Below are 25,972 nucleotides of genomic sequence, written 5' to 3'. Positions count from 1 at the left end.
GGACTCGCCTTCACGCTGATCGATAGGGATGGCCGCCTTGGTCCTATACGAATATCCGTTCAACGAAAGCATCCGCACGATGCTCAGACTGGAGCATCTGTTCGACCGCCTCGGTCAACTGATGGAGCGTGACTCCCCGCTCGATCACCATTTCGCCCTGGTCTCGGTGTTCGAGATCATGGACGTGGCCTCGCGTGCCGACCTCAAGTCTGACCTGCTCAAGGAGCTGGAGCGCCACAAGGCCCAGCTCAATAGCTACCGCGGCAACCCCGGCGTGTCGGAAGACGCTTTGGACCAAGTCGTCGCGCGCATCGACCATGCGTTTGAGGGCCTCAACAAGCTGGTCGGCAAGGCCGGCGCCTCACTCACCAGCAACGAGTGGCTGATGAGCATCCGCAGCCGCATCAGCATTCCCGGTGGCACGTGCGAGTTTGACCTGCCGGCCTACTACACCTGGCAGCAATTCCTGCCGGTGCGCCGCCGCAAAGATTTGATGCAGTGGACTGAGACCCTGATGCCGCTGGCCGAAGCCCTGCAAGTGCTGCTGGGCCTGCTGCGTGATTCGGGCTCGCCACACAAAGTGGCGGCCGGCAACGGCCAGTTCCAGCAAAGCCTGCCGGCCGGGCGGGTGTTCCAACTGCTGCGCATGCGCATTGACCCCAGCCTGGGCCTAATTCCCGAGATCAGCGGCCACCGCCTGATGGTGTCGATCCGCCTGATGCGACAAGACGAAGAAGGCCGACTCAAACCAGCCCAGCAAGACGCCAGCTTCGAGCTGACCCTGTGTTCCTGAAAGAAAGTCCCATGAACAGCCCCCGCATCGTGCGCTGCCCCACTTGTGGTGGCGACAGTGTTTTCGCCCCCAGCAACACCTGGCGGCCTTTTTGCAGCGAACGCTGCCGCCAAATCGACCTGGGCGCCTGGGCCAGCGAGAGTTTCCGCGTCGAAACCACGCCGCCCTTGGAAGACCTGGACCCGGACGCTCTGCCGCCCGATTTACAGCACTAAATAAGTCAACTGTGGGCGTACTTCTTCGGCCCGCGTGAATAACAGCGCCTGCCATCCCAAGGCCTTGGCGGCATCGATATTAACCGGGTGATCATCCAGGAACAGGCAGCTTTGCGGCGCCACGCCAAAACGCTGGCTGGCCAACGCAAAGATCTCAGGCATGGGCTTGGACAGCTTCACTCGGCCCGAAAACACCCCGGCTTCGAACCAGTCGTGTAGCGGGTAGTGACGCTCCAAATGATCGGCATAGGGCTCGGGCATATTCGACAAATAGAACAGCCGGTGCCCGGCGCGCTTGAGCTCTTCGATCAGCGCCACGGTCTGCGGCAAGACCTGCAACTCATCCGGCACGGCCGCCACCACCTGCGCCACCTCGGCCGCCGGCCAGCCGGTGCGCGCGGCGATGCGCTCAATCACCGTGGGGGCGTCGATCAAGCCTTGATCAAACGCGCCCCAGTCGCCGCTGTAGTTCTGGAAGAACTCAGCCGCCACCGCCGCAGCTTGCTCGGCATCAGCCGCACGATGCGGCCAGACCCGCGCCAAAAAGGTGGCCGGGTGCCAGCGAAACAGCACGCCGCCGAAGTCAAAAACAATATTCATATCGATCTAGGTTTGCTCTATTTGGCCAGCAGGTGGCGCAGCAAGCCGGCGGTCGAGCCATCTAGCCCGGCGCCGTCGCCGCTGCTCAGGCGCGGCAAGAGCTGGCCGCACAAGGCCTTGCCCAACTCCACGCCCCATTGGTCAAAGCTGTTGATGCCCCACAAGGCGCCGCTGACAAACACCCGGTGCTCGTACAGCGCGATCAAGGCGCCGAGCGATTGCGGCGTTAGCGCGTCCAGCACAAGAGTTGTGCTCGGGCGGTTGCCGGGGAAGCTGCGATGGCGGGCCAAGGTGTCCGGCGCCATGGTCTGCGAAGCGGTCGGCGCCTTTTCTGCCAAGGCTTCTTCAAAACGCTTGCCCTGCATCAGGGCCTGCGATTGCGCCAGGCAGTTGGCCAGCAACTTCTGATGTTGATCTTGCAGGCAAGCAACCAATTCGCCCGTCACATGCGCGCCGAAATTGGGCGTCTTGACGGCAATGAACTCCACCGGGATCACATCCGTGCCCTGGTGCAGCATCTGGAAGTAGGCATGTTGGCCGTTGGTGCCCGCCTCACCCCAGACCACCGGGCTGGTGGCATAGGGCAAGGCCTGACCCTCGCGGTCCACGCCCTTGCCATTGCTTTCCATCTCCAGCTGCTGCAGATAAGCCGGCAGGCGCTTCAAGCCCTGGTGATAAGGCGCCACGCTGCGGCTGCTGAAGCCATGGAAATTGCGGTACCAAACGTCCAGCAAACCCAGCAGCACCGGCAGGTTTTGCGCCAGCGGCGTGTGGGCGAAATGCTCGTCCATCGCATGGGCGCCGGCCAGCAGGGCGCGGAAGTTCTCGGCGCCGATGGCGATGGCAATCGGCAGGCCGATCACCGACCACAGGGAATAGCGCCCGCCCACCCAGTCCCAAAAGCCAAAGGTGGTGCTGATGCCAAAGGCCGCAGCGGCGGCCACATTGCTGCTGGTCGCAACGAAGTGCTTGGCGATATCGCTGCCGCCGTTAGCCAGGAACCAGGCCTTGGCGGCTTGCGCATTAGCCAGGGTTTCCTGGGTGGTGAAGGTCTTGGAGGCGATCACGAACAAGGTGCTGGCGGGCTTGAGATCGCGCAGCACCGGGGCCAGGTCATGCCCATCCACGTTCGAGACGAAATGCAGCTTCAAACCCGGCTGAGTAAAGGACTGCAAGGCACCCACCACCATGGCCGGGCCAAGGTCGCTGCCGCCGATGCCGATGTGAACCACATCGGTGATGCCGCTCTTGGCTTGCGCGCGCACGCTCTCAGCAAAGGCCAGCATGGCCGCCAGGGAGGTTTGCACCTCATCGCTGAACAGGCCCTGGCCCGCTGGAGCGCGCAGGGCCGTGTGCAGCACGGCGCGGCCCTCGGTCAGATTGATGGGCGCGCCGGCGAACAGCGCCTCGCGTTGTGATTCCAGGCCGACGTCGCGGGCCAGTTGCAGCAGCAAGTCCAGGGTCGCGGCATCGATGCGGTTCTTGGACAGATCGGCAAAGACTTCCGGCGCCCGGAAGCTCCAGTCGGCGAAGCGGTGCGCGCCCTGGGCCGCGAAGGCCTCGCGCACATCGAAGGCTTGGCCTCGGGCCTTGAACTCGGCTTGCAACAGGCCCCAGGCGGGGCTTTGATCACAACGCGAAACACTCATCGTCAACTCACAATCATCTGATCCAGCTTGGCCGAGTCCACGGCGAAGAGGCGGATGCCTTCGGCCAACTTCTCAGTGGCCATGGCATCTTGGTTGAGGGCAAAGCGGAAGCCCGCTTCGTCGAATGAAACCGGGGCAATGTCGGCAGCGCGGGCGGCATCGGCGTCCAGCGCGCGCAGCAGCGGCGCCTCGCTGGCCTGCAGCTGGGCCAGCAAGTCGGGGCTGATGGTCAGCAGATCGCAGCCGGCCAGGGCCTGAATCTGGCCCACATTGCGGAAGCTGGCACCCATCACCTCGGTGGCGATGCCGTGCTTCTTGAAGTAGTTGTAGATCTGCGCCACCGACTTGACGCCGGGGTCGTTCACGCCGCTGCTGGCGGCCTCGTCCCAGGCCGCGCCGGCACTCTTTTTGTACCAGTCGTAGATGCGGCCCACAAAGGGCGAGATCAGCTGAATGCCGGCCGTGCCGCAGGCAACGGCCTGGCAGAAGGAGAACAGCAGCGTCAGATTGCAATGGATGCCTTCGCGCTCCAGCTCGGCGGCGGCTTGAATGCCTTCCCAGGTGGCGGCGATCTTGATCAGCACGCGCTCGCGGCCAATGCCGGCGGCTTCGTACAGGGCCATGATGCGGCGTGCGCGCGCCACGGTGGCGGCGGCGTCAAAGCTCAGGCGGGCGTCCACTTCGGTGGAGACGCGGCCGGGCACGACCTTGAGGATTTCCAGGCCGAAGCGCACCAGCACATGGTCAACCACCTCGTCCAGGGGCTTGCCGGCATGGGCGGCAACGGTGTCCTTCAGCAAAGGCGCGTAGTCGGCCGACTGCACGGCTTTGAGAATCAGCGAAGGATTGGTGGTCGCGTCACGCGGCGCGAATTGCGCCAGCTGCAGAAAGTTGCCGGTGTCGGCAACCACGGTGGTGAAGGACTTGAGTTGGTCGAGTTGATTCATGGCCGTAGCTCGAGGTTTGAGGGGAATCCCGTATTAGAACCGCTCCGGCGAGCACCGGTCGCGCGCCGCAGCATGGCAGCTGATGCTTGGTTACAGCGCGAAATTCAGGAAAACCCCCATGAAATCTGTCAACTGGGCCAGCCACATTGACCGAATCACGAAACTGCGGCATCATAATTCCAGAAACTTTGTTACATCAACAAAACATTGCGCCAGTCCTTTCCTCGCACCGGCGCGCTTCACCGTCACCCCTCTCACGGCTTCGGCACCTAGCTATGTCATTCGACCTCGTATTCTTTGGCGGCACCGGCGATCTCACCTGGAGAAAGCTCATGCCCGCCCTGTTCCAGGCCTTCCGCCACGGCAAGCTGCCGGCCGGCGGACGCATCCTGGCCGTGGCCCGCGACGAGATGCCCGACGAGCAATACCGCCAATGGCTGAAAGAGCGCTTTCAGGAAGTGGACGGCTCCAAGCGCCCAAGCGACGAAGAGTTCGAACAATTCGCCGCCCTGCTGCATTACCGCCGCATGGACTTGTCGCAGCCCGAGCATTACCAGCGCCTGAAGGACTGGCTGGATGAGCGCCAGGCCGACACCGTGGTGCTGTATCTGGCCACCAGCCCGCACCTGTTCACGCAGATCTGCCAGCAACTCGGCGCCGTTGGCCTGAACCATGAGCGCGTGCGCGTGGTGCTGGAAAAGCCGCTCGGCCACGACCTGGCCAGCGCGCAAGAAATCAACCAAGTGGTGCGCTCGGTGTTCAAGGAAGAACAAGCCTTCCGCATCGACCATTACCTGGGCAAGCCTTCGGTGCAGAACTTGATGGCGCTGCGCTTTGGCAATGCCTTGTTTGAGCCCCTGTGGCGGCGCGAGAGCATTGCCAACATCCAGATCACCCTGGCCGAGCGCCTGGGCGTAGGCACGCGTGGCGCCTTCTACAACGAGACCGGCGCCCTGCGCGACATGATTCAAAACCATGCGCTGCAGTTGCTGACCATGATCGCGATGGAGCCGCCCTCGACCAACGATGCCGACGCCATCCGCGACGAAAAGCTCAAGGTGCTGCGCTCGCTCAAGCCCTTCACCGCCGAGAGCGTGGCGCGCGATGTGGTGCGCGGCCAGTACCGAGCCGGTAATGTTGATGGCCAGGCCGTCAACGGCTATCTGGACGAAGGCAAGGTGCCGGCCGACAGTCAATGCGAGACCTTTGTGGCCCTGCGCACCGAAGTGCAGAACTGGCGCTGGGCCGGCGTGCCCTTCTATCTGCGCACCGGCAAACGCTTGGCCGAGCGTGATGCGCAAATCGTCATCAACTTCCGCCCCGTGCCTCACCCGATTTTCCCCGGCACCAATCAGGCCAACCGCCTGGTGATCAAGCTGCAACCCGAGGACGGGCTGGAGCTGCAATTGCTGGCGGCCAAGGGCGGTGCCCACGGCGAGGCGCTGGCGCCTGTGTCGCTGGATCTGGACTTTGACAAGGCCTTCGCCAGTAACCGCGTCGGCGCCTATGAACGCCTGCTGCTCGATGCGATTGCCGGCCGCCTCAACCTCTTCGTGCGCAGCGATGAGCAGGAACAAGCTTGGCGCTGGGTGGAGCCGATTCTGGACGCCTGGAAGCACGACAACACCGGCCCGCGCCCTTACAGCGCCGGCTCCTGGGGCCCGGCGGCCTCCAGCGCCCTGGTGGCGCGGGATGGCTTTGCCTGGGGGGAAGAAGAGTGAGGACGCTTGTGAGCCAGCCGCTGACTACCCGCTTTGAGCGGAGGCTCGCATGAGCATTCTGGAGCGGGTCAAAGCCGCCCTACCCGCCTTGCCGCCGGCCGAACAGCGCGTGGCCAAGCTGCTGCTTACCGATGCGCGCGCCTTTGCCAACTTGCCCGTCAGCGAGTTGGCGGACCGGGCCCATGTCAGCAAGCCCACCGTGGTGCGCTTTTGCCGCAGCGTGGGCTATGACGGCCTGGCCGACTTCAAGCGCAAGCTCGCGGGCAGCGTCAACGAAGGCGTGCCCTTTGTGCACCGCGCGGTGGATGAAGATGAAAAGCCGGGCGATTTGATCGTCAAGGTGGTGGACAACGCCGTCGCAGCCTTGCTCCACTACCGCAATGATGCGGCCAGCCATGCCTTTGAGCGCGCCATCGACGCCATGGCCGATTCGGCCAACGCCGGGCGGCGCATCGAGTTCTACGGCGTCGGCAATTCCGGCATCGTGGCGCAGGACGCTCAGCACAAGTTCTTCCGCTTGGGCGTCAACACCGCCGCCTGGAGCGACGGCCATGTGCAGCTGATGAGTGCCACCATGTTGCAAGCGGGTGACTGCGCGGTGTTGATCAGCAACTCAGGCCGCAGCCGCGACATGCTGGACGTGGCCGAGATCGCGCGCAAAAAAGGCGCCACCATCATCATCATCACCGCCAGTGGCACGCCTTTGGCGGCACTGGGCCAGAGCCAGGGTCAGGTCTTGCTCGCGGTGGATCACCCGGAAGACTACGACCGCTACAGCCCGATGGTCTCGCGTCTGCTGCACCTGGTGGCCATCGACATCCTGACCACCGGCGTGGCCCTGCGCCTGGGGCAGACGCTGCGGCCGATGTTGCAAGAGATCAAGCGCAATCTGCGCAGCAAGCGTTACGCCAGCTGATTGACCGGGGCGGCCGGGCCAGCCGGGCTGAGCAGTTCGGGCCACAGAAGTTCGGCCACGCCGTAAACGCGGGCCAGCTCTTGCAGCTTCAGCGGCACTTCACAGACCTGCATCTGCACGCCTTCCTGGCGGCATAAACGCGCGGCACTCAGCAGCAGGGTCAGCACGCCGGAGTCAAAGTCCTGCAGATCAGCCGCGCTGACCTGCAGGCCGATGGCTGAACCGGCACCACCGCTGCCATGCAGCTGCCGCGCCTCCACCCGCAAGGTGTTTTGCCAGGCCGCCCACAGCGTGGGCAGCTCTTGCAAACGCAGCGACACCGGCAGCTTGAGCATGGTTCTTGCGCTTGCTGTCATCAGGCCTTGGCGGCGTTGCCGGCCGCAGCCTTCTGGTTCTTGTCGGCCAGGGTCTTGATCAAGCCATCAATGCCATTGGCACCGATCTCTTGCGCGAAGCTGTTGCGGTATTGATCCGCCAGCCAAATGCCCAGCACATTGACGTCGTAAATGCGCCAGACGCCCGAGCCCTTTTCCAGGCGGTAGTCCAGCTGGATCGGGTCACCCTTGCCGCGGATCTCGGTCTTCACCACCACCTCGGTGTCGGCGGCGCCGGCACGCAGGGGCTTGAGGGCAATGGTCTGGTCCTTCACCTGCGTCAGAGCGCCGGCATAGGTGCGCACCAGCAGGGTCTTGAACTCGTCTTGCAGACGCTGCTGCTGGTCAGGCGTGGCCTGGCGCCAGAAGCGGCCCACGGCCGAGGAGGTCATGCGCTGGAAGTTCACATGCGGCATCACCTTGGTGTCGACCAAGTTGATGATTTTCTGGATGTCGCCGGCCTGGATGGACTTGTCGGACTTGACCGCTTCCAGCGTCTCCAGCGAGAGCTGGCGGATCAGCAGATCAGGCGCCGAGTTGTCGGCGGCCAGGGCCGGTGCCGGGCTCAGGCCGGACAGCAGGCTGGCCGACAAGAGGCCGCAGATCAGGAATACACGTTTGCTCGCAATCATGGCGCTACTCTCTTCTTTCATTCGGGTTGACCACCAAGTGGCCTGACACTTGAACGCGGCAGACCGCATTCGGTTCACAGCTGTCACAAAGCCTTACGGCCCGGGTTGGGTCGGTGGATCGGGCTCCGCCTTCGCCGGCGTCAGCACTTCGAACTCTTCATCATCGGAAAAACTGCCGCGGCGCTGCAGATAGGCGTCGCGATAGAAGGTGTACTTGTCGAGCGCGATGCCTTCCAGCATCTGGCTGGCACGCAGAAAATTGGCGCGGGTATTGATGGTCTGCAAGCTGTAGATCGCCACCTTGGCGCTGCCCTCACGGAACACCAGCGAGGGCGAGGCCGACCAATCCGCCGGCATAGCCACGGTATCGCGCACCGACGAGGGGCCGAACAAAGGCCAGACGATGTAAGCCCCGGTGCCAAAGCCCCAGCGGCCAAAGGTCTTGCCCAGGTCTTCGCTCTTCTTCTCCAGGCCCACCTCGGTGGAAATATCCAGAATGCCGCCGAAACCCAGCACCGTGTTGACGGCAAAGCGCATGCCTTGCTCCACGCTGGCGCGCAGGCGGCCCTGCAGCACCAGGTTCACCGCCGACCAAGCGTCGTTGACATTGCCGAAGACGTTGTCAATGCCCTGGCGAACGGGGGCCGGCACCAACTCGCTATAGGCCGTGGACACCGGCACCAGCACATGCTCGTCCAACTTGTCATTGAAGCTGAAGACCTTGCGGTTCCAGGACTCCCAGGGGTCCAGCTTCTGCCCCGGCGCACCCGGGCCGCGCAAGCTGGCACAGCCGCCCAGCAGCAGGGCCAGGCTCAGCAGAACAAGGCTGCGCCAAATGGAGCGCTGACTCATGGCTTGCCCGCCGCCGCTGGTGTTGCGGCGCTATCTGCGGCCTTGTTGTAGAGGAACTGGCCGATCAGGTTTTCCAACACCACGGCCGATTGGGTTTGGCTGATGTTGTCACCGGCTACCAGGTTCTTTTCGTCGGCACCCGCTTCCAGGCCGATGTACTGCTCACCCAGCAGGCCCGCCGTGAGGATCTTGGCCGAGCTGTCCTTGGGGAAGGCCATCTTTTTTTGCATCTTGATGGTGACCTTGGCCTGGAAGCTCTTGTCATCAAAAACAATCGACTCCACCCGGCCCACCACCACGCCGGCACTCTTCACTGCGGCATTGGCCTTGAGGCCGCCGATATTGTCGAATTTGGCCGTGACCTGGTAGGTCTCGTCAAAATTCAGGCTCAGCAGATTGCCGGCCTTGAGGGCCAGGAACAACAGGGCGGCCGCACCCAAAAGCACGAAGAAGCCCACCTTTGCATCATGTCGAGAGGCTTGCATGCCAGACTCCAAAATCAGATCGAAAACATCATGGCGGTCAGCACAAAGTCCAGTGCCAACACCGCCAGAGAAGAAACCACCACGGTGCGGGTGGTGGCCTGGGCCACACCCTCGGGCGTCGGTTTGCAGGCATAACCCTGCAGCAGCGCCACAAAGGTCACGGTGACACCGAACACCAAGCTCTTCACCACGCCATTGCCGACGTCGGCAAACACATCCACCCCGCCCTGCATCTGTGACCAGAAGGCGCCCGCGTCGATGCCAATCAAAGGCACCGCCACCAGCCAGCCGCCGATCACACCAATCGCCGAGAACAGCGCAGCCAGCAAAGGCATGGCGATCACGCCGCCCCAGAAGCGCGGCGCCAGCACCCGGGTGACCGGGTCCACCGCCATCATCTCCATGGCGGTGAGTTGCTCGCCGGCCTTCATCAAGCCGATCTCGGCCGTCAGCGAAGTGCCGGCGCGGCCTGCAAACAGTAAAGCGGCCACCACCGGGCCCAGTTCACGCACCAAGCTCAAGGCCACCAGCAAGCCCACCGCCTCGGCCGAGCCGTAGCGTTGCAAGGTGTAGTAGCCCTGCAGTGCCAGCACAAAGCCAACAAACAGGCCCGACACACCAATGATGGACAGCGAGCGATTGCCGAGGAAATACACCTGCTCGCGCACCAAACCGAAACGCATCAAGGCCTGCGGCGTGCGCGCCAGCACCTGCATGAACAAGCGTGTGCCCGCGCCGACTTCCGCCAGTTGGCCACGCGTGGCGCGGCCCAGGCGCGCCAATCCGTCAAGCGCCGTCATGCGCGTGCTCCCAAGCCAAAGTCTTGCGCTACCGGCACGGCCGCTTGATGAAAACGCACCGGCCCATCGGCATGGGCGCCCACAAACTGCTGCACCAGCGGATCTTCGCTATGGCGCAACTCATCGGGCGTGCCTTGGGCCACCACACGGCCATTAGCGATCATGGCGACTTCGTCGGCAATGCCGAAGGTTTCATGCAAATCATGCGAAACAATGATGCTGGTCAGGCCCAGCGCGTCGTTCAAATCGCGAATCAGGCGTGCCGCCACGCCGAGCGAAATCGGGTCCAAGCCCGCAAAGGGCTCGTCATACAAAACCAAATCGGGATCGAGCGCGATGGCCCGTGCCAGCGCCACGCGCCGCGCCATGCCGCCCGACACCTCGGAAGGCATCAGGTCACGCGCACCGCGCAGGCCCACCGCATTGAGCTTCATCAGCACCAAGTCGCGGATCATGGCTTCAGACAAATTCGTGTGCTCTCGCAAGGGGAAGGCCACGTTCTCGAACACCGACAAGTCGGTGAACAAGGCGCCGAACTGGAACAACATGCCCATGCGACGACGCACGGCATAGAGCTGATCCAAATTGAGCGGGGCCAAATCCACGCCATCAAACAAGACTTGGCCCTTGAGGGGGCGAATCTGCCGCCCCAGCAAACGCAGCACCGTGGTCTTGCCGCCGCCCGAGGTACCGATCAAGGCCAAGACCTTGCCGCGCGGCACCGTCAGATTGACCGACTCAAGAATCACCCGGTCGCCATAGCCGCAACTGACATCGCGCAATTCGATCAAGGGTGAAGCGGGAGTAGAGATCAGGGAAGTGTGGGTCGACATGGGCCTCGAGCAGACGGGGCCAAGGCCCGATGAACGAAAAACGAGATTCGCATCATAGGGGAATCACTGAGCGGCCGCTGGGCCGGGGAAATTAGGGCAAGGCTGAACAGTCCCTCGTGCGCGGCCTTAGCGCGGCAGTGCAGGCCCGACTGGCGGCGCCTCGGCATCAAAACGCACTTCCACGCGGATGCGGGATTTGACCCGCTGCCCATCCAACTCCGCTGGCGAAAACACCAGGGATTGGAAAGTTCGCTTCGCGACCTCGGCCAAGGCTTCAGGCAAAGCGTCATCGTCCAATACCACGCGCTGCACCCGACCTTGCTCATCAATGAACAGCTTCAAGATGCCGGTGTAGGAACCAATCAAGCTGGTGTCGGTCGGCCACAGCAAATCCACCGGCGCCTGCGCGACCGGCGCGACGGTCAGCATAGGCCGCGGCAGGTAGCGGCCCTCGTCCGTGGCATCGCTATCGCCAAGCAAGGCTAGGCCGGAAAACAGCGCATTGGGCGCATCCAACGCAGCATCAAGCTCGGTTGCAGGAATGGCCTGCACCGCAGGCTGCGGCAGCACGGCCATCGCGGCAAGCTTAGGCGCAGCGGCACTGGCCGCCCGAGCACTTGCCTGCGGCGCCTCCCCTGACGTCCCTAAGCCCGAAGGTGGGATGACACGGCTCGTCATGCCAGTCAGCGCGGGCGTAACTGGCGGCAACACCTTGAACGCCGCCACCCTGCCCGGCAGCGCGCAGCTCAACAAGAGCAGATGCGCCGCCAGAACAGCCACGCAAAAAGGCCACAGCCTCGGCGCGCTGCGCCGTCGCTGTGGCCTTGAAATGTGGCCAGAACTGCACCCAGCATCACGCGGGGTGCAGAGGCTCAGTTCATCAGCTCTCGCCATGAAGTTCTGCGCATCGTGCCGGCCGCCGGAGTCGACGCGTCGGCGCCTTGGCGCGCCGTATTCTTACCGTCCACACCCTGAATCAAGGTGATCAACTTACCGGTCGAACCCACAATCGTCGTGATACCGGCCACCAGGGTACTGCCTTCATAAGTCAGCAGCGGCTTGCCGGAGCCGACGTCCAGGTAATACAGCCAAGAAGTGCCGCCTGGCTTACAGACCGTGGGAGTAGGAATATTGCTGGCCACAATCAGCTGATTGAGTTGCTGATCAAAGTCCACATTGACCCGCTCGCCTTTGGTCAAGTCCAGATCCACAAACCATCCCTTCTTCGTGGCCCAGTCCACCGGCTGCGGATTGAGCAAGCCGCTTCGATTGGCGGCCAGAGTCTGTTGCACCATGCCTGCGTTGCTGCGCAAATCGCCCAAAGACGTGGAGTTGAGCTCATCCTTGAATGTGTAAATCGATTGGGTCGCCGTATCAGTCACGTCGGTACTACCCAGATAGCGCCCGGTGGCCACAGAAACCGCTGCATAGGTGTAGGCGCCGACTGCAATTTGCGTCAATACAGGTTTGGTCGTGATCGGCTGGTTAGAGCCGGTCGTACCCAACAACTGAGCCTCTTTGCCTGCGGGGCCGAAATTGTCATCAAAGTCAAAGCGCCAGACATTGCCCAGCATATCGGCGCCATAAATACGGCTGGCAATATTGAGCTTGCTATCGGTGACCCAAGCATTGATCTTGCCCAGATTGCTCGGCGTGCCGCTATCGCCGACGTCACTACTTGCGATAATTTTGTCCAGACGCACCCCTGTCACCGCGTCCAGGACATACAAGTAACCCTTTCCAGTACCTGGATTCACATTGTTATAGCCTGAACTGAAGGCCACGATCCAATTGCCAGCCTTATTCTTGGTGATGATCGGATTGCCAAAGGTGTAACCCAAGTCAGCATCCGAGTACTCCCACAGGGAAATTGGGCTTTCGGGCTTAGTGATATCCAGCGCATAGTAACCGCGCCCTCCCTTACCCATACCGCCGACAAGGATGGTGCGCCATTTAGTGCCGTCAAAAATATCCGCCACCACCGGCGCAGCATCTACAAAAAAGCGATGCTTGTTTTCATAATTTGTGTCGGCCAACACGCCCATATTGGCGATCGCAAAGCTGGGCACATACGCCCACAGCTCTGTGCCACCGGTGGGACCCAGATCGACCTTGAGGGCGTGCAACATGCCGTCATTTGCTGCGACGTAAAGGACACCTTGCCGCTCGGACTGCTCCTTCGCATAAGCGGCATAACTATCACCGAAAGCCAACGGCGGCTTGCCCACATAAACTGGCGCACCATTGACGATATCGCCCATGGGGACGGCGCGCTTTCTAAACACTTGATCCTTTTCTGACGAAGCAGAAAACTCATAAGTGCTATCACCGCGCAGGAAGTTAACCACATTGGTGGCGGTCACCTTGGGCAAGGCATCGGCATTCAGCTTCGAGCACTGCGACAGTTGCGTGGCACCGACTGAGCAAAGATTATCAAACGCCCCCGCCCGCCCGGCTGTCCGCAAATTGGGCTCAGTAAACTCAACCAAATCATTGCCAGATCGGAAATAGATATTGCGCGTTTTTTGCCCTTTCATGCGCTCTGCAGCATTCCAAAGCGGGGCATTCGGCGAAATGATGGTGCCGGCCGCGGTGTCAATCTTATATGCGAGAACCGTCCCTTCCCAAGATTGAGTCTTGTAGGTGGGAATAAACAACCAATCATCCCCCGACGACGGCGTGAGTGAACTGGTTGCCGCAGCCGCCGAACTACCCGTGGCCGCGTCGATGCTGGCCAAGGCCTCGGACAGGCTGGTCGCCATATCTGAGGCATTACTTGCACTATAGTAATTTCCGCGGCCATTGACTGCGGCATGCCAGAGGTCATCAATCCGAGTCAAATCTTCTCTGATCGTCGGGTCGGGCCAGTTTTTACTACCTTGCTTCAAATCCGCAAAATCGCCTGCGGTCTGCGTCTCGTAGTCCTTTGTAAACTTCAGCGTACCACTCAAACCCAAACCCATGGTAAAGGTGGTCATGTGCTGGGCCGAATTGGTATCCTTGGTCGCGTCAGTGGGTACGTTGTTCGTACAAACATTTTCGCCAACCACCGCGCCGGAGCAATTGCCGAGCGCTTCTGTCCGCAAATCATTGGAATAGTAATACATGGCGACATCCGCCAGGGTTTCGGCCGCACCTGCGCCAGAATTGATATCGTCGCGCAGGGGACGTGGAACACCGGCACCGGCGTCGAGGTTGCCAACCCCCTCATCGCCCGATAAATTCAAGGGCGGATATTCGGTCGTATTCCAATAACCATCAGTGGAAAGAATCGTGTAGTTGCGCTGGCAGGAATACTGAACCGGATCCGACTGATTCGACAGTTTTTTTGCAAAATAGCGACCAGCGCGCGCCAGCGCTGGTCGCAGCGGCGTACCCCCGCCCCCACTGGATGAATACAAGCGAGTGAAGAAATCGACTTTCTGAGTCCCTCCGTCATAATCACGGATATTAAGAAAACCAGTACTGTCGCTGCCACCGTTTGCATGCTGGCTGATTTTAGAAAAACCAACCCGAAAGCGAGTGGGGTCAATCTTGGCAAAAGCAAAACCGGCACCGGCACGTATCGCCAGCATTCGAGTTCGGTAATAAGAATACCAATTTGCATAATTAGTTTTCTGCTCATCGGTCAATGCAGCCGAATAGCGCACGATGTCATGATCATTAATGCTGCAGCTATTAGCCGGCGCCCCAGCCTTACGCGTCGCCCACAAAAACTGGGTTTTGGCCCCTTGATAGGTGGCGACTGTAGTGGTCGTCGTGAGGGAGCAGGAATTGTAGGAACCGTTTTTACAAGTCTTCCCGGGCGCATTGACGCGATTGACTTGTACCGTTGTAATAACCGTATTCGCCCCATCAAATGCTTCGGTTGTCCTAGGATTCGGATTTGGCAAAGCGCACGCCCAACTGTCGCGCGCACCGCAAATCGCAGTATTTGAACTATTAGACGTACTCAAAAATGACGTCGCAATACTCGGCGTATTCGGGTGGTTATTGCGCAAATCGACCACCGCACTGCCCGATTTATAGCCATCATTCCACGCAGCGGTAAATGAAGCGTTGGCCATCGAAACGCCTGCAGCGGTGACTGGAGGCACATAAGTGCGCGCGGGGTCGTAAAAGACGAGATTGCGGGACGCCACGCCAAAACAGACGTCATTGGTCGGTGCATCGTCCGGCAAAAAATCCCAGGTCATCGAGCCCGAATCATCCAGGATGAACATGATATTGCTGCGCACCGTTTTACCATTGGTCGCAGTGCCCAAGGGCACATCCGACAGGTCCGCAGTGCCAGCCTGCACGGAAATGCTTAACAGCACCGCCGCAAACCCGGCCAACAAACCAAGCTGACGACGTAAAGTTAGTTTAAACATGCTTTTCTCCCGAGAATCGACGCCATCGATTAACGTTGGACTATGGTTTCTGTAAACGCGGCTGTACCACGCGGGCCTTGCACGCGAACCACAATGCGGTAGTACTGAAGATTAGAAACGGGCACAGAGAGGTTGCGAGCTTTGTAATTGACCTCGCCCATATTGCCGCCACTCGTCAAGGCCGAGCCCAAAGGCATGGCGCAGTCGACGGCAGCGGGCGCGCCTTCGGCCGAACACAGACGGGTAATGACATAGCGCCCCCGATTGCTTCCACCGTTGAGCTGGATTTCGGGCGAGGCTTGGACGCAGGCGCCTGCGGACCCAGCGCAGCCGTTGCCATCCCAGTCCACCACGGCGCGGTTTTTGTCGCTGGAGCCTTGGCCAGTTACATCCAAACTTGTGCGACTCGCAGCGTAATAGCCCTGGGCGACCAAGTCGTTTTGCAAGGCGGGGCCAGCATTGGCATTGATCCAGGTGATGGCCTGCTCGGCCACTTCGCCGGCGGCCACGGTGGCATCTTGCTTGAAGCCCAAGTTGCCGATCACTAAAGAGCCGGTGTCCACCGAGCGGACCAAGGCTACGGCGGCCAGGGAGATGACCACCAAAGCCATCATGGCAAACAACAGGGACATGCCGCGCTGCTGACGCGCGGTGTTTTGAACGGTTACGCGAATCGTCATCTCAACTTCCCCACAACATATTGCGCAGCGGAATCACCACGGCGTAGATGGAGTAGCGGTAATGCTTCCAATCATCCAAGCCATCGACCTTGAGCGTGATGCAGCGGCTGGTGCCGCAGGCGGCTGCACCCGCCACCGGCACGGCAGCACCCACATCCCACTGGGGCTGTGCTTGCGTGACTTCTTCCTTCTGGAACGTCGCGCTGCGCGCCACCAGGGCCAGGCGAACAGTCAGCACCTGCCGCCAACCTGCATTGGTAGTTGGCGTCACGTTGTCGTAGGCATCGACAACGCCATCGGCATTGGTGTCCTTGCCGTACATGGCTTGCATATTGACGATTTGCGGAAACAACTCTTCCACGGTCGCCGCACCGGAAGTGCTGCTGCGGGTTTGCTGCTGCAAGCTAAGGGCAGCGCTGACCGAGAAACTGCGATTCACCAAAGCGCCTGTATTGAGCAAGCGCGTCCCCGCCGGGTAGCCAGCACCGGGCAAGACCGCGGCGAGCGCCTGGTTCCAACCACTCGCGCCATTGCTCATCAGCTGATTCGTGTTGAGCACACCATCCACAGCGAAAGCACTGCACCAGTTGTTGGCATTCACATAGCCCGAGGGCACAGCAATCAGCAAATCACCGGGCATTACCCCAAGCGCGGAGTTCACCACGAACTTGTCTCCCGCGAGGCCGCGGTCCACGGTCATGGTCATGGGCACCGAAAAGCTGCGCGAAGCCGACATCACGGCCACCGTATCGGGCGCGCCATTGGCGCCATCGGTAATAACAACCGGCGCCAGCGTCCAGACGAAATTGCCGGCCGTGGCATGGGTGGCATGCACATCGCAACCCAGGGCGCCTGGATCGGTGGTCAAGCCGTAGCCGGCCATCTGGATTTCACGCTGCAGGCTGTAGACGGCCAGGGCGCCATTCACTTGAGCATCGGCGCCACCGGTGGTGGTACGCCGCTGCCCCTCGGAGAAGGACAGCACTTGCGTCACCACCAACACGACGACGAGGCCCAGCACCATGCCGATCATCAACTCGATCAAGGACACGCCCCGCATCGCTGCAGCAGCCATGGGTGCGCTGGGCGCTTGTTTCTTCAAAAAGTGCTTCACGGGCTTACCTCGGCCTGATGGAGGTTGACGTTGTGTAGCGATTGCTCGAGTCGCCCGGAGGGGTCCAGCGGATCACAATCGTCACGCCGCCAGCGGCGGTGACCGTCACGGTGGCGTTGCCGCTAGGCAAGCGCGACGCAACCCGGCGTTGCCATGCCGTACATGCCGCCTGGCAATTGGTACTGTCGTATTGGCTGAGATTCGTCACGTCCGACCACATCTCACCAATCAAGGCCTGCGCCAAAAACGAGGCATCGGCGCGGTAGATGGCGGAGGACTGCGCCCGCGTCATGGAGGCCTGCAGACCCACCACCCCCAAAACGCCCAGTGAGACGATCAACAAGGCAATCAAGGCCTCGAACATGGCAAAGCCATGCATTGAGCGCCGGGTTTTGGACTTCAGCAAGTTCACGGTGTTCTCCTGTCGGGCCCGCATATCAATCAACACCTGCGGGGATCGGACGCGCTGGTGACGCCGGGCTCGCACATGCGTACCGTGCCGCCAGCGCCAACCATGATGCGAAGGGCTCGGTAGTCGGGGCCGGGCGTGTCATTGTCAATGTCGATCCAACTGATGGGCTCCGGCCCGACGGAGCGCCCGAAGCCGTTGAAAATGAGGGTGTCAGCATCCTGTCCATCAACTTGATTGCCAGTGACTTTGACCCACTTGCCACCGCTGCCGCTGGCATGTTTATCCACGATGCGGGGCGCCGTGGTTTCAGACACCGCAACGCCACATAGGCCGTCAGGATTGTCTTGGCTCACCACCCAGGAAACGCCGGCCTCCGACACCCTGCAGCTACCGTCCATCACAGCCGAATCGCTGAGACTCACCAAAGAGAAACGCATCGGCGCATTGCGGCGGATCGCCTCGGCCCGCGCACGTTGCACCCCGGTCAAGATCGAGGTGGCGACGTTGCGGATTTGGGTATTGCGCATCCAGGCACTCACATTCGGTGCGGCCACCATCAGGAGCAGCGAAAGAATGGCCAGCGTGACGATCAGCTCGACCAGGGTCACACCGCGGGAGTGCTGGGCACGCATATCAGCACTCGTTGCCGCGTGAGAGCCAGCAAGCCTTGGTTACTGCCGAGCCCTTGTAAGCAGTGGTGCCCTGCGCATTGGTGTGGGTGATGGTGTAGGCGTGCCCCTCTGCCGCCGTGCCCGTCTTTCCGGTTGCCGTGACGGTGAAGCCCTGACCGGCGGCGCTCAGGCCGCAGCTGTAGGTGAAATTCTTGGCCGAAGCTGGCGTGAAGTTGTTCCAGGCCGGGCCGCCTGCTGCATCGGCACAAGTACCTCCGCCGTAGTTACGGTTGTCTTGGTAGTACTGTTCCAGCTTCACCCGGTAGTCGGCCAACTGGGAAAAGGACTCCGGCAAGTTGCCGCGCCGAACGTAGTCTTTGTATTGGGGCAACGCTACGGCGGCCAGGATGCCCACGATGCCAACCACAATCATCATCTCAACCAGCGTGAAGCCGCGCTGATTGAGGGCCGAACTTGCCTGCTTGGTGTTGTTCATCAACATTCTGCTCACCTAGTGTTTTGTTGTTACTGCACTCACTGCTGAGACTGACTCAGCATGCTTTTTTGGTCTGCCCCTGAAACCATAGGAACCATGACCCAGCTTTGCCTTTGGGGCGATTGTCGGCAGCATTGCCTTCTTGGGCTGTGCGAAATTGCACATCTCAAGCCCTAGGCCCGACGGGCGCGAGGGCAAGCGCGACAAACGGTCAATCCCTCATGCACGGGAGCGATGAACGCCACAGCCCCACATCATCCTGCCAACAAAGCGGCTGCGCAAAGGCATTAAAAAAGCCACCCGAGGGTGGCTTTTCCGAGAGCTGAGGCGCCTGGCCTGATCAGCGCGGCAAGTCGCTCACACCCATCAGGAACTCATCCACCGCCCGCGCGGCTTGGCGGCCTTCGCGGATGGCCCAGACGACCAGGGACTGGCCGCGGCGCACATCACCCGCGGCAAAGACCTTGGGCACATTGGTCTGGTAGCCGCCGATCAGATCGGCGGTGGCTTTGGCGTTACCGCGTGCGTCTTTGCTAACGCCGAAGGCGTCCAGCACGGTCGCCACCGGGGAAACAAAGCCCATGGCCAAGAACACCAGGTCGGCCTTGAGCACTTGCTCGGAGCCGGGCACTTCCACCATCTTGCCGCCCTGCCATTCCACCCGCACGGTCTTGACGCCGGTGAGCTTGCCCTTCTCGCCCAAGAACTCCTTGGTGGAGATGGCGAACTCGCGCTCACAGCCCTCGTCGTGGCTGCTGCTGGTGCGCAGCTTGAGCGGCCAGTAAGGCCAGGTCAGCGGCCGGTCTTCCACTGCGGGCGGCTGGGGCATGACTTCGAACTGAGTCACGCTCTTGGCGCCGTGGCGATTGCTGGTGCCTACGCAGTCGCTGCCGGTGTCGCCACCGCCGATGACGATGACATGCTTGCCATCGGCACGGATCTGGCCTTTGAGCTTGTCGCCCGCATTGACCTTGTTCTGCTGCGGCAGGAACTCCATTGCGAAATGGATGCCGCTCAGCTCACGGCCGGGCGCAGGCAGATCACGCGAGTTCTCGCTGCCGCCGCTGAGCAGCACCGCGTCGAACTGAGCCTTCAACTCGTCGGGGCTGATGCTTTCCTTGGCCCAGTTGGTGATCTTGGAGTCCGCCGGCAAGGCGCCCACCATCACGCCGCATTTGAAGACGACGCCTTCGGCCTCCATCTGCGCGACGCGGCGGTCGATGTGGCTCTTCTCCATCTTGAAGTCGGGGATGCCGTAACGCAGCAAGCCGCCCACGCGGTCATTCTTCTCGAACACCGTGACGCTGTGGCCGGCGCGCGCCAGTTGCTGCGCTGCCGCCAAGCCTGCGGGGCCGGAGCCGACGATGGCGACCGTCTTGCCGGTCTTCACCTTGGGCAGTTGCGGCTTGACCCAGCCCTCGGCCCAGGCGCGATCGATGATGGCGTGCTCGATGGACTTGATGCCCACCGCGTCGTCATTCACGTTCAGAGTGCAGGCGGCCTCGCAAGGTGCGGGGCAGATGCGGCCAGTGAACTCGGGGAAGTTGTTGGTGCTGTGCAGCACGGTGATGGCGCTGGCCCAGTCCTGCGGGCGGCCGCGATACACCAGGTCATTGAAGTCAGGAATGATGTTGTTGACCGGGCAGCCGCTATTGCAAAACGGCGTGCCACAGTCCATGCAGCGAGCACTCTGCTGCTTGACCTGATCGGTGTTGAGACCGATGACAAATTCCTTGTAGTTCTTGACCCGCGCCGACACGGGCTCATAGCCCTCGTCCAGTCGCTCGTATTCCATGAAGCCGGTGACTTTTCCCATGATGCTTCTTCCTCTATCTGTGGTTCAGGCTCAGGCCTTGACGGGTTTGGCGGCGGACTTGGCCTGCGCGATCGACTCGGCAGCTTCCTTGGCGGCGTTGATCTCGCCCAGGGCGCGGCGGTACTCGTGCGGGAAGACCTTGACGAACTTGGCGCGCGACTCGGCCCAATGGTCGAGGATGTGGCGGGCGCGGGCGCTGCCAGTCCAGCGGTGATGGTCTTCCAGCATCTTCTTCAGAATCGCTTCATCGGTCTGCTGCGCGCCATTGGCCAAGCCGGCGTGGTGATGCCAAACGGCCTTATCCAGCGCGGCCTCTTGCTCGGCGGCAGGCAGCAGTTTGTCCAGGGCCACCATGCTGGTGTTGCAACGTGTGGCGAACTGGCCGTCCTCGTCAAACACATAGGCCACGCCGCCGCTCATGCCGGCCGCGAAGTTACGGCCGGTCTTGCCCAGCACCACCACGGTGCCGCCGGTCATGTATTCGCAACCATGGTCGCCGGTACCTTCCACCACAGCTGAGGCGCCCGACAGGCGCACGGCAAAGCGCTCACCGGCCACACCGCGGAAGAAAGCCTCGCCACGGGTGGCGCCGTACAGCACGGTGTTGCCGACGATGATGTTCTGCGTCGCGTCACCGCGGAAGTCAATGCTGGGGCGCACCACCACGCGGCCACCGGACAAGCCCTTGCCGGTGTAGTCGTTCGCTTCACCGATCAGGTAGAAGGTAATGCCCTGGGCCAGGAAGGCGCCGAAGCTCTGACCGCCGGTACCTTCCATCTGGATGTGGATGGTGTGGTCCGGCAGACCTTCGGGGCGGCGGCGGATCAGCTCGCCCGAAAGCATCGCGCCGACGGTGCGGCGCACATTCGTCACCTCCTGCATAAACTGCACCTTCTCGCCGCGCTCGAAGGCGGGCAGGCACTTCTCGATCAGCTTCACATCGAGTGCGCGCTCCAGGCCGTGCTCTTGCGTGTCCACATGGGTGCGCGCCACATCGCCCGGCACCACGGGGCGGTAGAACACGCGGCTGAAGTCCAGGCCCTTGGCCTTCCAGTGCGAGATGCCTTTCTTGGTGTCCAGCAAATCGCTGCGGCCAACCAGGTCTTCGAACTTGCGAATGCCCAGCTGGGCCATGATCTGGCGCGCTTCTTCGGCAATGAAGAAGAAGAAATTCACCACATGCTCAGGCTTGCCGGTGAACTTGGCGCGCAGCACCGGGTCTTGCGTGGCCACGCCCACCGGGCAGGTGTTGAGGTGGCATTTGCGCATCATGATGCAGCCTTCGGCCACCAGCGGCGCGGTGGCGAAGCCGAACTCATCAGCACCCAGCAAAGCGCCGATGACGACGTCGCGGCCGGTCTTCATCTGACCGTCGGCCTGCACCCGCACGCGGCCGCGCAGGCGGTTCAGTACCAGGGTTTGTTGCGCTTCGGCCAAGCCCAGTTCCCATGGCGTGCCAGCATGCTTGATCGAGGACCAGGGCGAAGCGCCCGTGCCGCCGTCGTGACCGGCGATCACCAGGTGATCGGCCTTGGCCTTGGTGACGCCCGCGGCGATGGTGCCCACGCCCACTTCCGACACCAGCTTGACCGAGACATCGGCCTTGGGGTTGACGTTCTTCAGGTCGTGGATCAGCTGGGCCAAGTCCTCGATGGAGTAGATGTCATGGTGCGGCGGCGGCGAGATCAGGCCCACGCCTGGCACCGAGTAACGCAGCATGCCGATGTACTCAGACACCTTGCCGCCGGGCAGCTGACCGCCCTCACCCGGCTTGGCACCTTGGGCCATCTTGATCTGGATCTGATCGGCGCTCACCAAATACTCGGTGGTGACACCGAAGCGGCCCGACGCCACTTGCTTGATCTTGGAGCGCAGGGAGTCGCCGTCTTGCAGCTCGTAATCGACCGCGATGACCTTGTTGCCGATCACGTCCGACACCTTGGTGCCGGCGGTGATCTTGATGCCCTTCAACTCATTGCGATAGCGGGCCGGATCTTCACCGCCCTCGCCCGTATTGCTCTTGCCGCCGATGCGGTTCATCGCCACGGCCAGGGTGGCATGCGCCTCGGTGCTGATGGAGCCCAGGGACATGGCGCCGGTGGCGAAACGCTTGACGATTTCCTTGGCGGGCTCAACCTCGTCCAGCGGAATCGCCTTGCTGGGGTCGAACTTGAACTCAAACAGGCCGCGCAAGGTCATATGACGCTTGCTCTGGTCGTTGATGATCTGGGCGTATTCCTTATAGGTATCGAACTTGCTGGCGCGCACGCTGTGCTGCAGCTTGGCGATCGCGTCAGGCGTCCACATATGCTCTTCGCCACGGGCGCGCCAGGCGTATTCACCGCCGGCGTCCAGCATGGTTTCCAGCACGGGGTCATCGCCAAATGCGGCTTGGTGCAAGCGGATGGCTTCCTCGGCCACCTGGAACACGCCGATGCCGCCCACTTGGGTCGGCGTGCCGCGGAAGTACTTCTCCACGAAGTCGGACTGCAGGCCGATGGCCTCAAAGATCTGCGCGCCGCAGTAGGACATATAGGTCGAGATGCCCATCTTGGACATGATCTTGGACAGACCCTTGCCCACCGCCTTGATGTAGTTGTAGATGGCCTTCTCAGCCGACAGATTGCCGGGCAGCTCGGCGCACATATCGCCCAAGGTTTCCAGCGCCAGATAGGGGTGAACGGCTTCAGCGCCGAAGCCAGCCAGCACGGCGAAGTGATGAACTTCGCGGGCGCTGCCGGTTTCAACCACCAGGCCGGCCGTGGTGCGGCGGCCTTCACGCACCAAGTGGTGGTGAATGGCGCTCAGTGCCAGCAGGGCCGGAATGGCGATGCGCTCGGCGCTCAGATGACGGTCGGTGATGATGAGGATGTTGTGGCCGCTCTTGATCGCGTCCACGCTCTCGGCGCACAGCGAGGCCAGCTGGGCCTCGACACCTTCCGGGCCCCACTCGCGCGGGTAGGAGATGTCCAGCTCATAGCTCTTGAACTTGCCGTGGGTGTGCGCCTCGATCTGACGCAGGCGCGCCATGTCCTTGAAGTCCAGCACGGGCTGGGCCACTTCCAGACGCATGGGCGGGTTGACCGCATTGATGTCCAGCAGATTGGGCTTAGGGCCGATGAAGCTGTTCAGCGACATCACGATGTTCTCGCGGATCGGGTCGATCGGCGGGTTGGTCACCTGGGCGAACAGCTGCTTGAAGTAGTTGAACAGCGGCTTGTTCTTGCTGGACAGCACGGCCAGGGGCGAGTCATTGCCCATCGAGCCGATCGCCTCTTCGCCATTGCTGGCCATGGGGGCGAGCAGGAACTTGATGTCCTCTTGCGTGAAGCCGAAGGCTTGCTGGCGGTCCAGCAGCGCGGTCTTGAATTCGGCGGGCTTGACCTCGCTGAGTTCGATATCGTCCAGGCGCACGCGCACGTTCTCGATCCACTGGCGATAGGGGCGCGCATTGGCGTACTGATGCTTCAGCTCTTCGTCATCGATGATGCGGCCCTGCTCCAGATCGATCAGGAACATCTTGCCGGGCTGCAGGCGCCATTTCTTGATGATCTTGTTCTCGGGGATGGGCAGCACGCCGGATTCCGAAGCCAGGATGACCAAGTCATCGTCGGTGATGCAGTAGCGGGCCGGGCGCAGACCATTGCGGTCCAGCGCAGCGCAAACCTGGCGGCCATCGGTGAAGACCATGGCGGCTGGGCCGTCCCAGGGTTCCATCATGGCGGCGTGATATTCGTAGAAGGCACGGCGGCGCGTGTCCATCTGCTCATGCTGCTCCCAGGCTTCCGGGATCATCATCATGGCGGCATGGGCGAGCGGATAGCCGGCCATGGTCAGCAGTTCGATGGCGTTATCGAACGTGGCCGTGTCGGACTGGTGCTCGAAACTGATCGGGTAGAGCTTGTTCAGGTCATCACCCAGCACCGGCGACTTCATCACGCCTTCACGGGCGCGCATCCAGTTGAAGTTGCCCTTGACGGTGTTGATCTCACCGTTGTGCGCCACCATGCGGTAGGGGTGGGCCAGCGGCCATTCGGGGAAGGTGTTGGTGGAGAAGCGCTGGTGAACCAGGGCGATGGCGGAGACCACGCTCGGGTCGGCCAGGTCCTTGTAATAGCTGCCCACCTGATCGGCCAGCAGCAGACCCTTGTAGATGACGGTGCGGCAGCTCATGCTGGGCACGTAGTACTCGCGGCTGTGGGTCAGCTGCAGGGCCTGGATGGCGCTGCTGGCGGTTTTGCGGATGACGTAGAGCTTGCGCTCCAGAGCGTCGGGAACAATGATGTCCGGGCCGCGGCCAATGAAGATCTGGCGGATGATGGGCTCTTTTTCGCGCACGGTGGGCGACATGGGCATGTCGGCATCCACCGGCACATCACGCCAACCCAGCAAGACCTGACCCTCGGCCTTGACGGCTCGGGCCAGCTCTTGCTCGCAGGCCAGGCGGGAGGCGTGCTCTTTCGGCAAGAAGATCATGCCAACGCCGTATTCGCCGGGAGGCGGCAGGTCCACGCCCTGCTTGGCCATTTCGACGCGGTAGAACTCGTCGGGAATCTGGATCAGGATGCCGGCGCCATCGCCCATCAGCTTATCGGCACCGACAGCGCCCCGATGGTCGAGGTTTTCAAGAATCTTCAGACCCTGCTGCACGATGCTGTGCGCCTTCTGGCCCTTGATATGGGCCACAAAACCCAGGCCGCAAGCGTCCTTCTCGTTCTGGGGGCGATAGAGGCCATTGGCACTCAGGTCTTGCATCTCGGCTTGAAATTCAGCTGCCTTGGTCATGGCGCACTCCGGGGTTTCGAAAACGTTCCGAAGATTACTGCGCCGCAGCAATTGCATCAAGCAGAAATAAATAGGGTCAGAGTTAATTTATTGATCTGGCCACGACAAGCAATCAATTAAATGGGGTCGGAGTCAATTTTCTTCGCTGATTTTCCCGATCCCACAGGACGGCCACGCGGTTTGACCAAAGCGGGAAGAACGCCTTGGCGCACCATTTGTTGCTGAAACTGGGGCGAGCAGAGCGGCCGGCCCTTGAGCACGGCGTCGGACAAACGCTGGCGCTCCTCATCCGAAACACCCTGCTCCAAGAATTCCCGATAGTTCAGTTCACGCTCAAACGGCGTGTTGCCCAAAGACCAAAAATGCGCGTGATCGCTGAGCAGGGAATCGGGGCGTTTGCCCAGGTGCGCAGCACAGCTGGACCAAGGGAACTCCTCGGCATGCGCGCACATGCCTGCACGCACCGGGTTCAGTTCGATATAGCGCATGCACGCCATGAAGTAGGCATCACTCTCAATCAAAGACGCCCTGAATCGCCCTTCCCAAAGCGTGCCGGAACGCTGGTACTTGAAATTGAACCAGCCGACGTAGCGCCGCCCTAGTGCTTGCATCATGCGGCTCAGGCCTTGCTCGTCCTGCGGCGTCGCCAGCAAGTGGAGGTGGTTGTCCATCAGCACATAGGCGTGGATCGCCACCTTGTAAGTGGCCGCGCAATCTCGCAGCACATCCAGAAAATGCTGACGGTCGGCATCGGTTTGAACGATGGCTTGGCGATTGTTGCCGCGCTGAATGATGTGGTGCGCTTGCTCGGCAAGCACTTGCCGGGGGGCTCGGGCCATGGGGTCACCCTCAAAAAATTGACTCTGAC

23 protein-coding genes are annotated in these 25,972 nt (G+C 61.6%); 4 read left to right on the top strand and 19 right to left on the bottom strand.

Annotated features, from left to right (window positions below; genetic code table 11):
• Window positions 1-37: 37 nt before the first annotated feature.
• Together zapD and AABB87_RS11960 are read left to right on the top strand one after the other, a co-directional pair.
• Complete coding sequence (zapD, locus tag AABB87_RS11965; protein WP_058722348.1) at window positions 38-793, top strand: cell division protein ZapD; 756 nt, start codon at window positions 38-40, stop codon at window positions 791-793.
• An 11-nt stretch (window positions 794-804) separates the two neighbouring features.
• On the top strand, window positions 805-1,008 hold the full coding sequence (locus AABB87_RS11960) for a DNA gyrase inhibitor YacG (RefSeq protein WP_341971460.1): 204 nt from the start codon (window positions 805-807) through the stop codon (window positions 1,006-1,008).
• Here the strand turns inward: AABB87_RS11960 and AABB87_RS11955 are convergent.
• From AABB87_RS11955 to tal, 3 genes are read right to left on the bottom strand one after another with little or no spacing between them, the layout of a single operon-like run.
• The gene (locus AABB87_RS11955; RefSeq protein WP_341971459.1) at window positions 997-1,608 is read right to left on the bottom strand and encodes an HAD family hydrolase; all 612 of its coding nucleotides are present in this window, start codon (window positions 1,606-1,608) and stop codon (window positions 997-999) included. The two genes, AABB87_RS11960 and AABB87_RS11955, sit on opposite strands and share 12 nt — an antisense overlap.
• 17 nt (window positions 1,609-1,625) lie before the next feature.
• Window positions 1,626-3,257, bottom strand: coding sequence for a glucose-6-phosphate isomerase (pgi, locus tag AABB87_RS11950; RefSeq protein ID WP_341971458.1), 1,632 nt, complete (start codon window positions 3,255-3,257; stop codon window positions 1,626-1,628).
• 2 nt (window positions 3,258-3,259) lie between these two features.
• Window positions 3,260-4,204 carry a transaldolase gene (gene tal, locus AABB87_RS11945; protein WP_058720759.1) on the bottom strand — a complete coding sequence of 315 codons (945 nt, stop codon included), beginning with the start codon at window positions 4,202-4,204 and terminating at the stop codon, window positions 3,260-3,262.
• Window positions 4,205-4,479: 275 nt separating this feature from the next.
• Here tal and zwf point away from each other — a divergent pair, with 275 nt between their 5' ends.
• The gene (gene zwf / locus AABB87_RS11940) at window positions 4,480-5,925 is read left to right on the top strand and encodes a glucose-6-phosphate dehydrogenase (RefSeq protein ID WP_341971457.1); all 1,446 of its coding nucleotides are present in this window, start codon (window positions 4,480-4,482) and stop codon (window positions 5,923-5,925) included.
• A gap of 55 nt (window positions 5,926-5,980) precedes the next feature.
• On the top strand, window positions 5,981-6,841 hold the full coding sequence (locus AABB87_RS11935; RefSeq protein ID WP_058722349.1) for a MurR/RpiR family transcriptional regulator: 861 nt from the start codon (window positions 5,981-5,983) through the stop codon (window positions 6,839-6,841).
• Here AABB87_RS11935 and AABB87_RS11930 read toward each other — a convergent pair.
• The 16 genes from AABB87_RS11930 to AABB87_RS11855 all read right to left on the bottom strand — a co-directional run bounded on the left by AABB87_RS11930 (window position 6,829) and on the right by AABB87_RS11855 (window position 25,943).
• Window positions 6,829-7,176 carry an STAS domain-containing protein gene (locus AABB87_RS11930; RefSeq protein ID WP_341971456.1) on the bottom strand — a complete coding sequence of 116 codons (348 nt, stop codon included), beginning with the start codon at window positions 7,174-7,176 and terminating at the stop codon, window positions 6,829-6,831. The two genes, AABB87_RS11935 and AABB87_RS11930, sit on opposite strands and share 13 nt — an antisense overlap.
• A 20-nt stretch (window positions 7,177-7,196) precedes the next feature.
• On the bottom strand, window positions 7,197-7,847 hold the full coding sequence (locus tag AABB87_RS11925) for an MlaC/ttg2D family ABC transporter substrate-binding protein (RefSeq protein ID WP_341971455.1): 651 nt from the start codon (window positions 7,845-7,847) through the stop codon (window positions 7,197-7,199).
• 93 nt (window positions 7,848-7,940) lie between these two features.
• Entirely contained in the window at window positions 7,941-8,699 is a 759-nt protein-coding gene (locus AABB87_RS11920; protein WP_341971454.1) for an MlaA family lipoprotein, read from the bottom strand.
• Window positions 8,696-9,184: an outer membrane lipid asymmetry maintenance protein MlaD gene (gene mlaD, locus AABB87_RS11915; RefSeq protein WP_058722351.1), complete on the bottom strand. Its 489-nt coding sequence runs from the start codon at window positions 9,182-9,184 to the stop codon at window positions 8,696-8,698. The genes AABB87_RS11920 and mlaD overlap by 4 nt, the downstream gene beginning before the upstream one ends.
• A 14-nt stretch (window positions 9,185-9,198) precedes the next feature.
• Entirely contained in the window at window positions 9,199-9,984 is a 786-nt protein-coding gene (gene mlaE, locus AABB87_RS11910) for a lipid asymmetry maintenance ABC transporter permease subunit MlaE (protein WP_058720763.1), read from the bottom strand.
• Window positions 9,981-10,817 carry an ABC transporter ATP-binding protein gene (locus AABB87_RS11905; RefSeq protein ID WP_341971453.1) on the bottom strand — a complete coding sequence of 279 codons (837 nt, stop codon included), beginning with the start codon at window positions 10,815-10,817 and terminating at the stop codon, window positions 9,981-9,983. The genes mlaE and AABB87_RS11905 overlap by 4 nt, the downstream gene beginning before the upstream one ends.
• A 126-nt stretch (window positions 10,818-10,943) precedes the next feature.
• On the bottom strand, window positions 10,944-11,393 hold the full coding sequence (locus AABB87_RS11900; protein ID WP_341971452.1) for an energy transducer TonB: 450 nt from the start codon (window positions 11,391-11,393) through the stop codon (window positions 10,944-10,946).
• A gap of 296 nt (window positions 11,394-11,689) precedes the next feature.
• Entirely contained in the window at window positions 11,690-15,190 is a 3,501-nt protein-coding gene (locus tag AABB87_RS11895) for a pilus assembly protein (RefSeq protein ID WP_341971451.1), read from the bottom strand.
• A gap of 29 nt (window positions 15,191-15,219) precedes the next feature.
• The gene (locus AABB87_RS11890) at window positions 15,220-15,870 is read right to left on the bottom strand and encodes a pilus assembly PilX family protein (protein WP_341971450.1); all 651 of its coding nucleotides are present in this window, start codon (window positions 15,868-15,870) and stop codon (window positions 15,220-15,222) included.
• Between the two features lies 1 nt (window position 15,871).
• Window positions 15,872-16,984, bottom strand: coding sequence for a PilW family protein (locus AABB87_RS11885; protein WP_341971449.1), 1,113 nt, complete (start codon window positions 16,982-16,984; stop codon window positions 15,872-15,874).
• A 4-nt stretch (window positions 16,985-16,988) separates the two neighbouring features.
• Entirely contained in the window at window positions 16,989-17,396 is a 408-nt protein-coding gene (locus tag AABB87_RS11880) for a type IV pilus modification PilV family protein (RefSeq protein WP_341971448.1), read from the bottom strand.
• A gap of 29 nt (window positions 17,397-17,425) precedes the next feature.
• Window positions 17,426-18,028, bottom strand: a complete 603-nt coding sequence (locus tag AABB87_RS11875) for a pilus assembly FimT family protein (protein WP_341971447.1) — start codon at window positions 18,026-18,028, stop codon at window positions 17,426-17,428.
• A 1-nt stretch (window position 18,029) separates the two neighbouring features.
• Window positions 18,030-18,503 (bottom strand): type IV pilin protein, encoded by a 474-nt coding sequence (locus AABB87_RS11870; RefSeq protein WP_341971446.1) that lies wholly within the window; start codon window positions 18,501-18,503, stop codon window positions 18,030-18,032.
• Window positions 18,504-18,843: 340 nt separating this feature from the next.
• A complete protein-coding gene (locus AABB87_RS11865) occupies window positions 18,844-20,319 on the bottom strand; it encodes a glutamate synthase subunit beta (protein WP_341971445.1) in 1,476 nt (491 codons plus the stop codon).
• A gap of 30 nt (window positions 20,320-20,349) precedes the next feature.
• The gene (locus AABB87_RS11860; RefSeq protein ID WP_341971443.1) at window positions 20,350-25,104 is read right to left on the bottom strand and encodes a glutamate synthase-related protein; all 4,755 of its coding nucleotides are present in this window, start codon (window positions 25,102-25,104) and stop codon (window positions 20,350-20,352) included.
• A 116-nt stretch (window positions 25,105-25,220) separates the two neighbouring features.
• Window positions 25,221-25,943, bottom strand: coding sequence for a transposase (locus AABB87_RS11855; protein WP_341971442.1), 723 nt, complete (start codon window positions 25,941-25,943; stop codon window positions 25,221-25,223).
• Window positions 25,944-25,972: the final 29 nt, after the last annotated feature.

It is taken from the genome of Roseateles sp. PN1 (assembly GCF_038419725.1).
Taxonomy (GTDB): domain Bacteria; phylum Pseudomonadota; class Gammaproteobacteria; order Burkholderiales; family Burkholderiaceae_C; genus Paucibacter_A.
The sequence above is the reverse complement of the archived record's forward strand: the minus strand, read 5'-3'. Positions and strand labels throughout refer to the sequence as shown.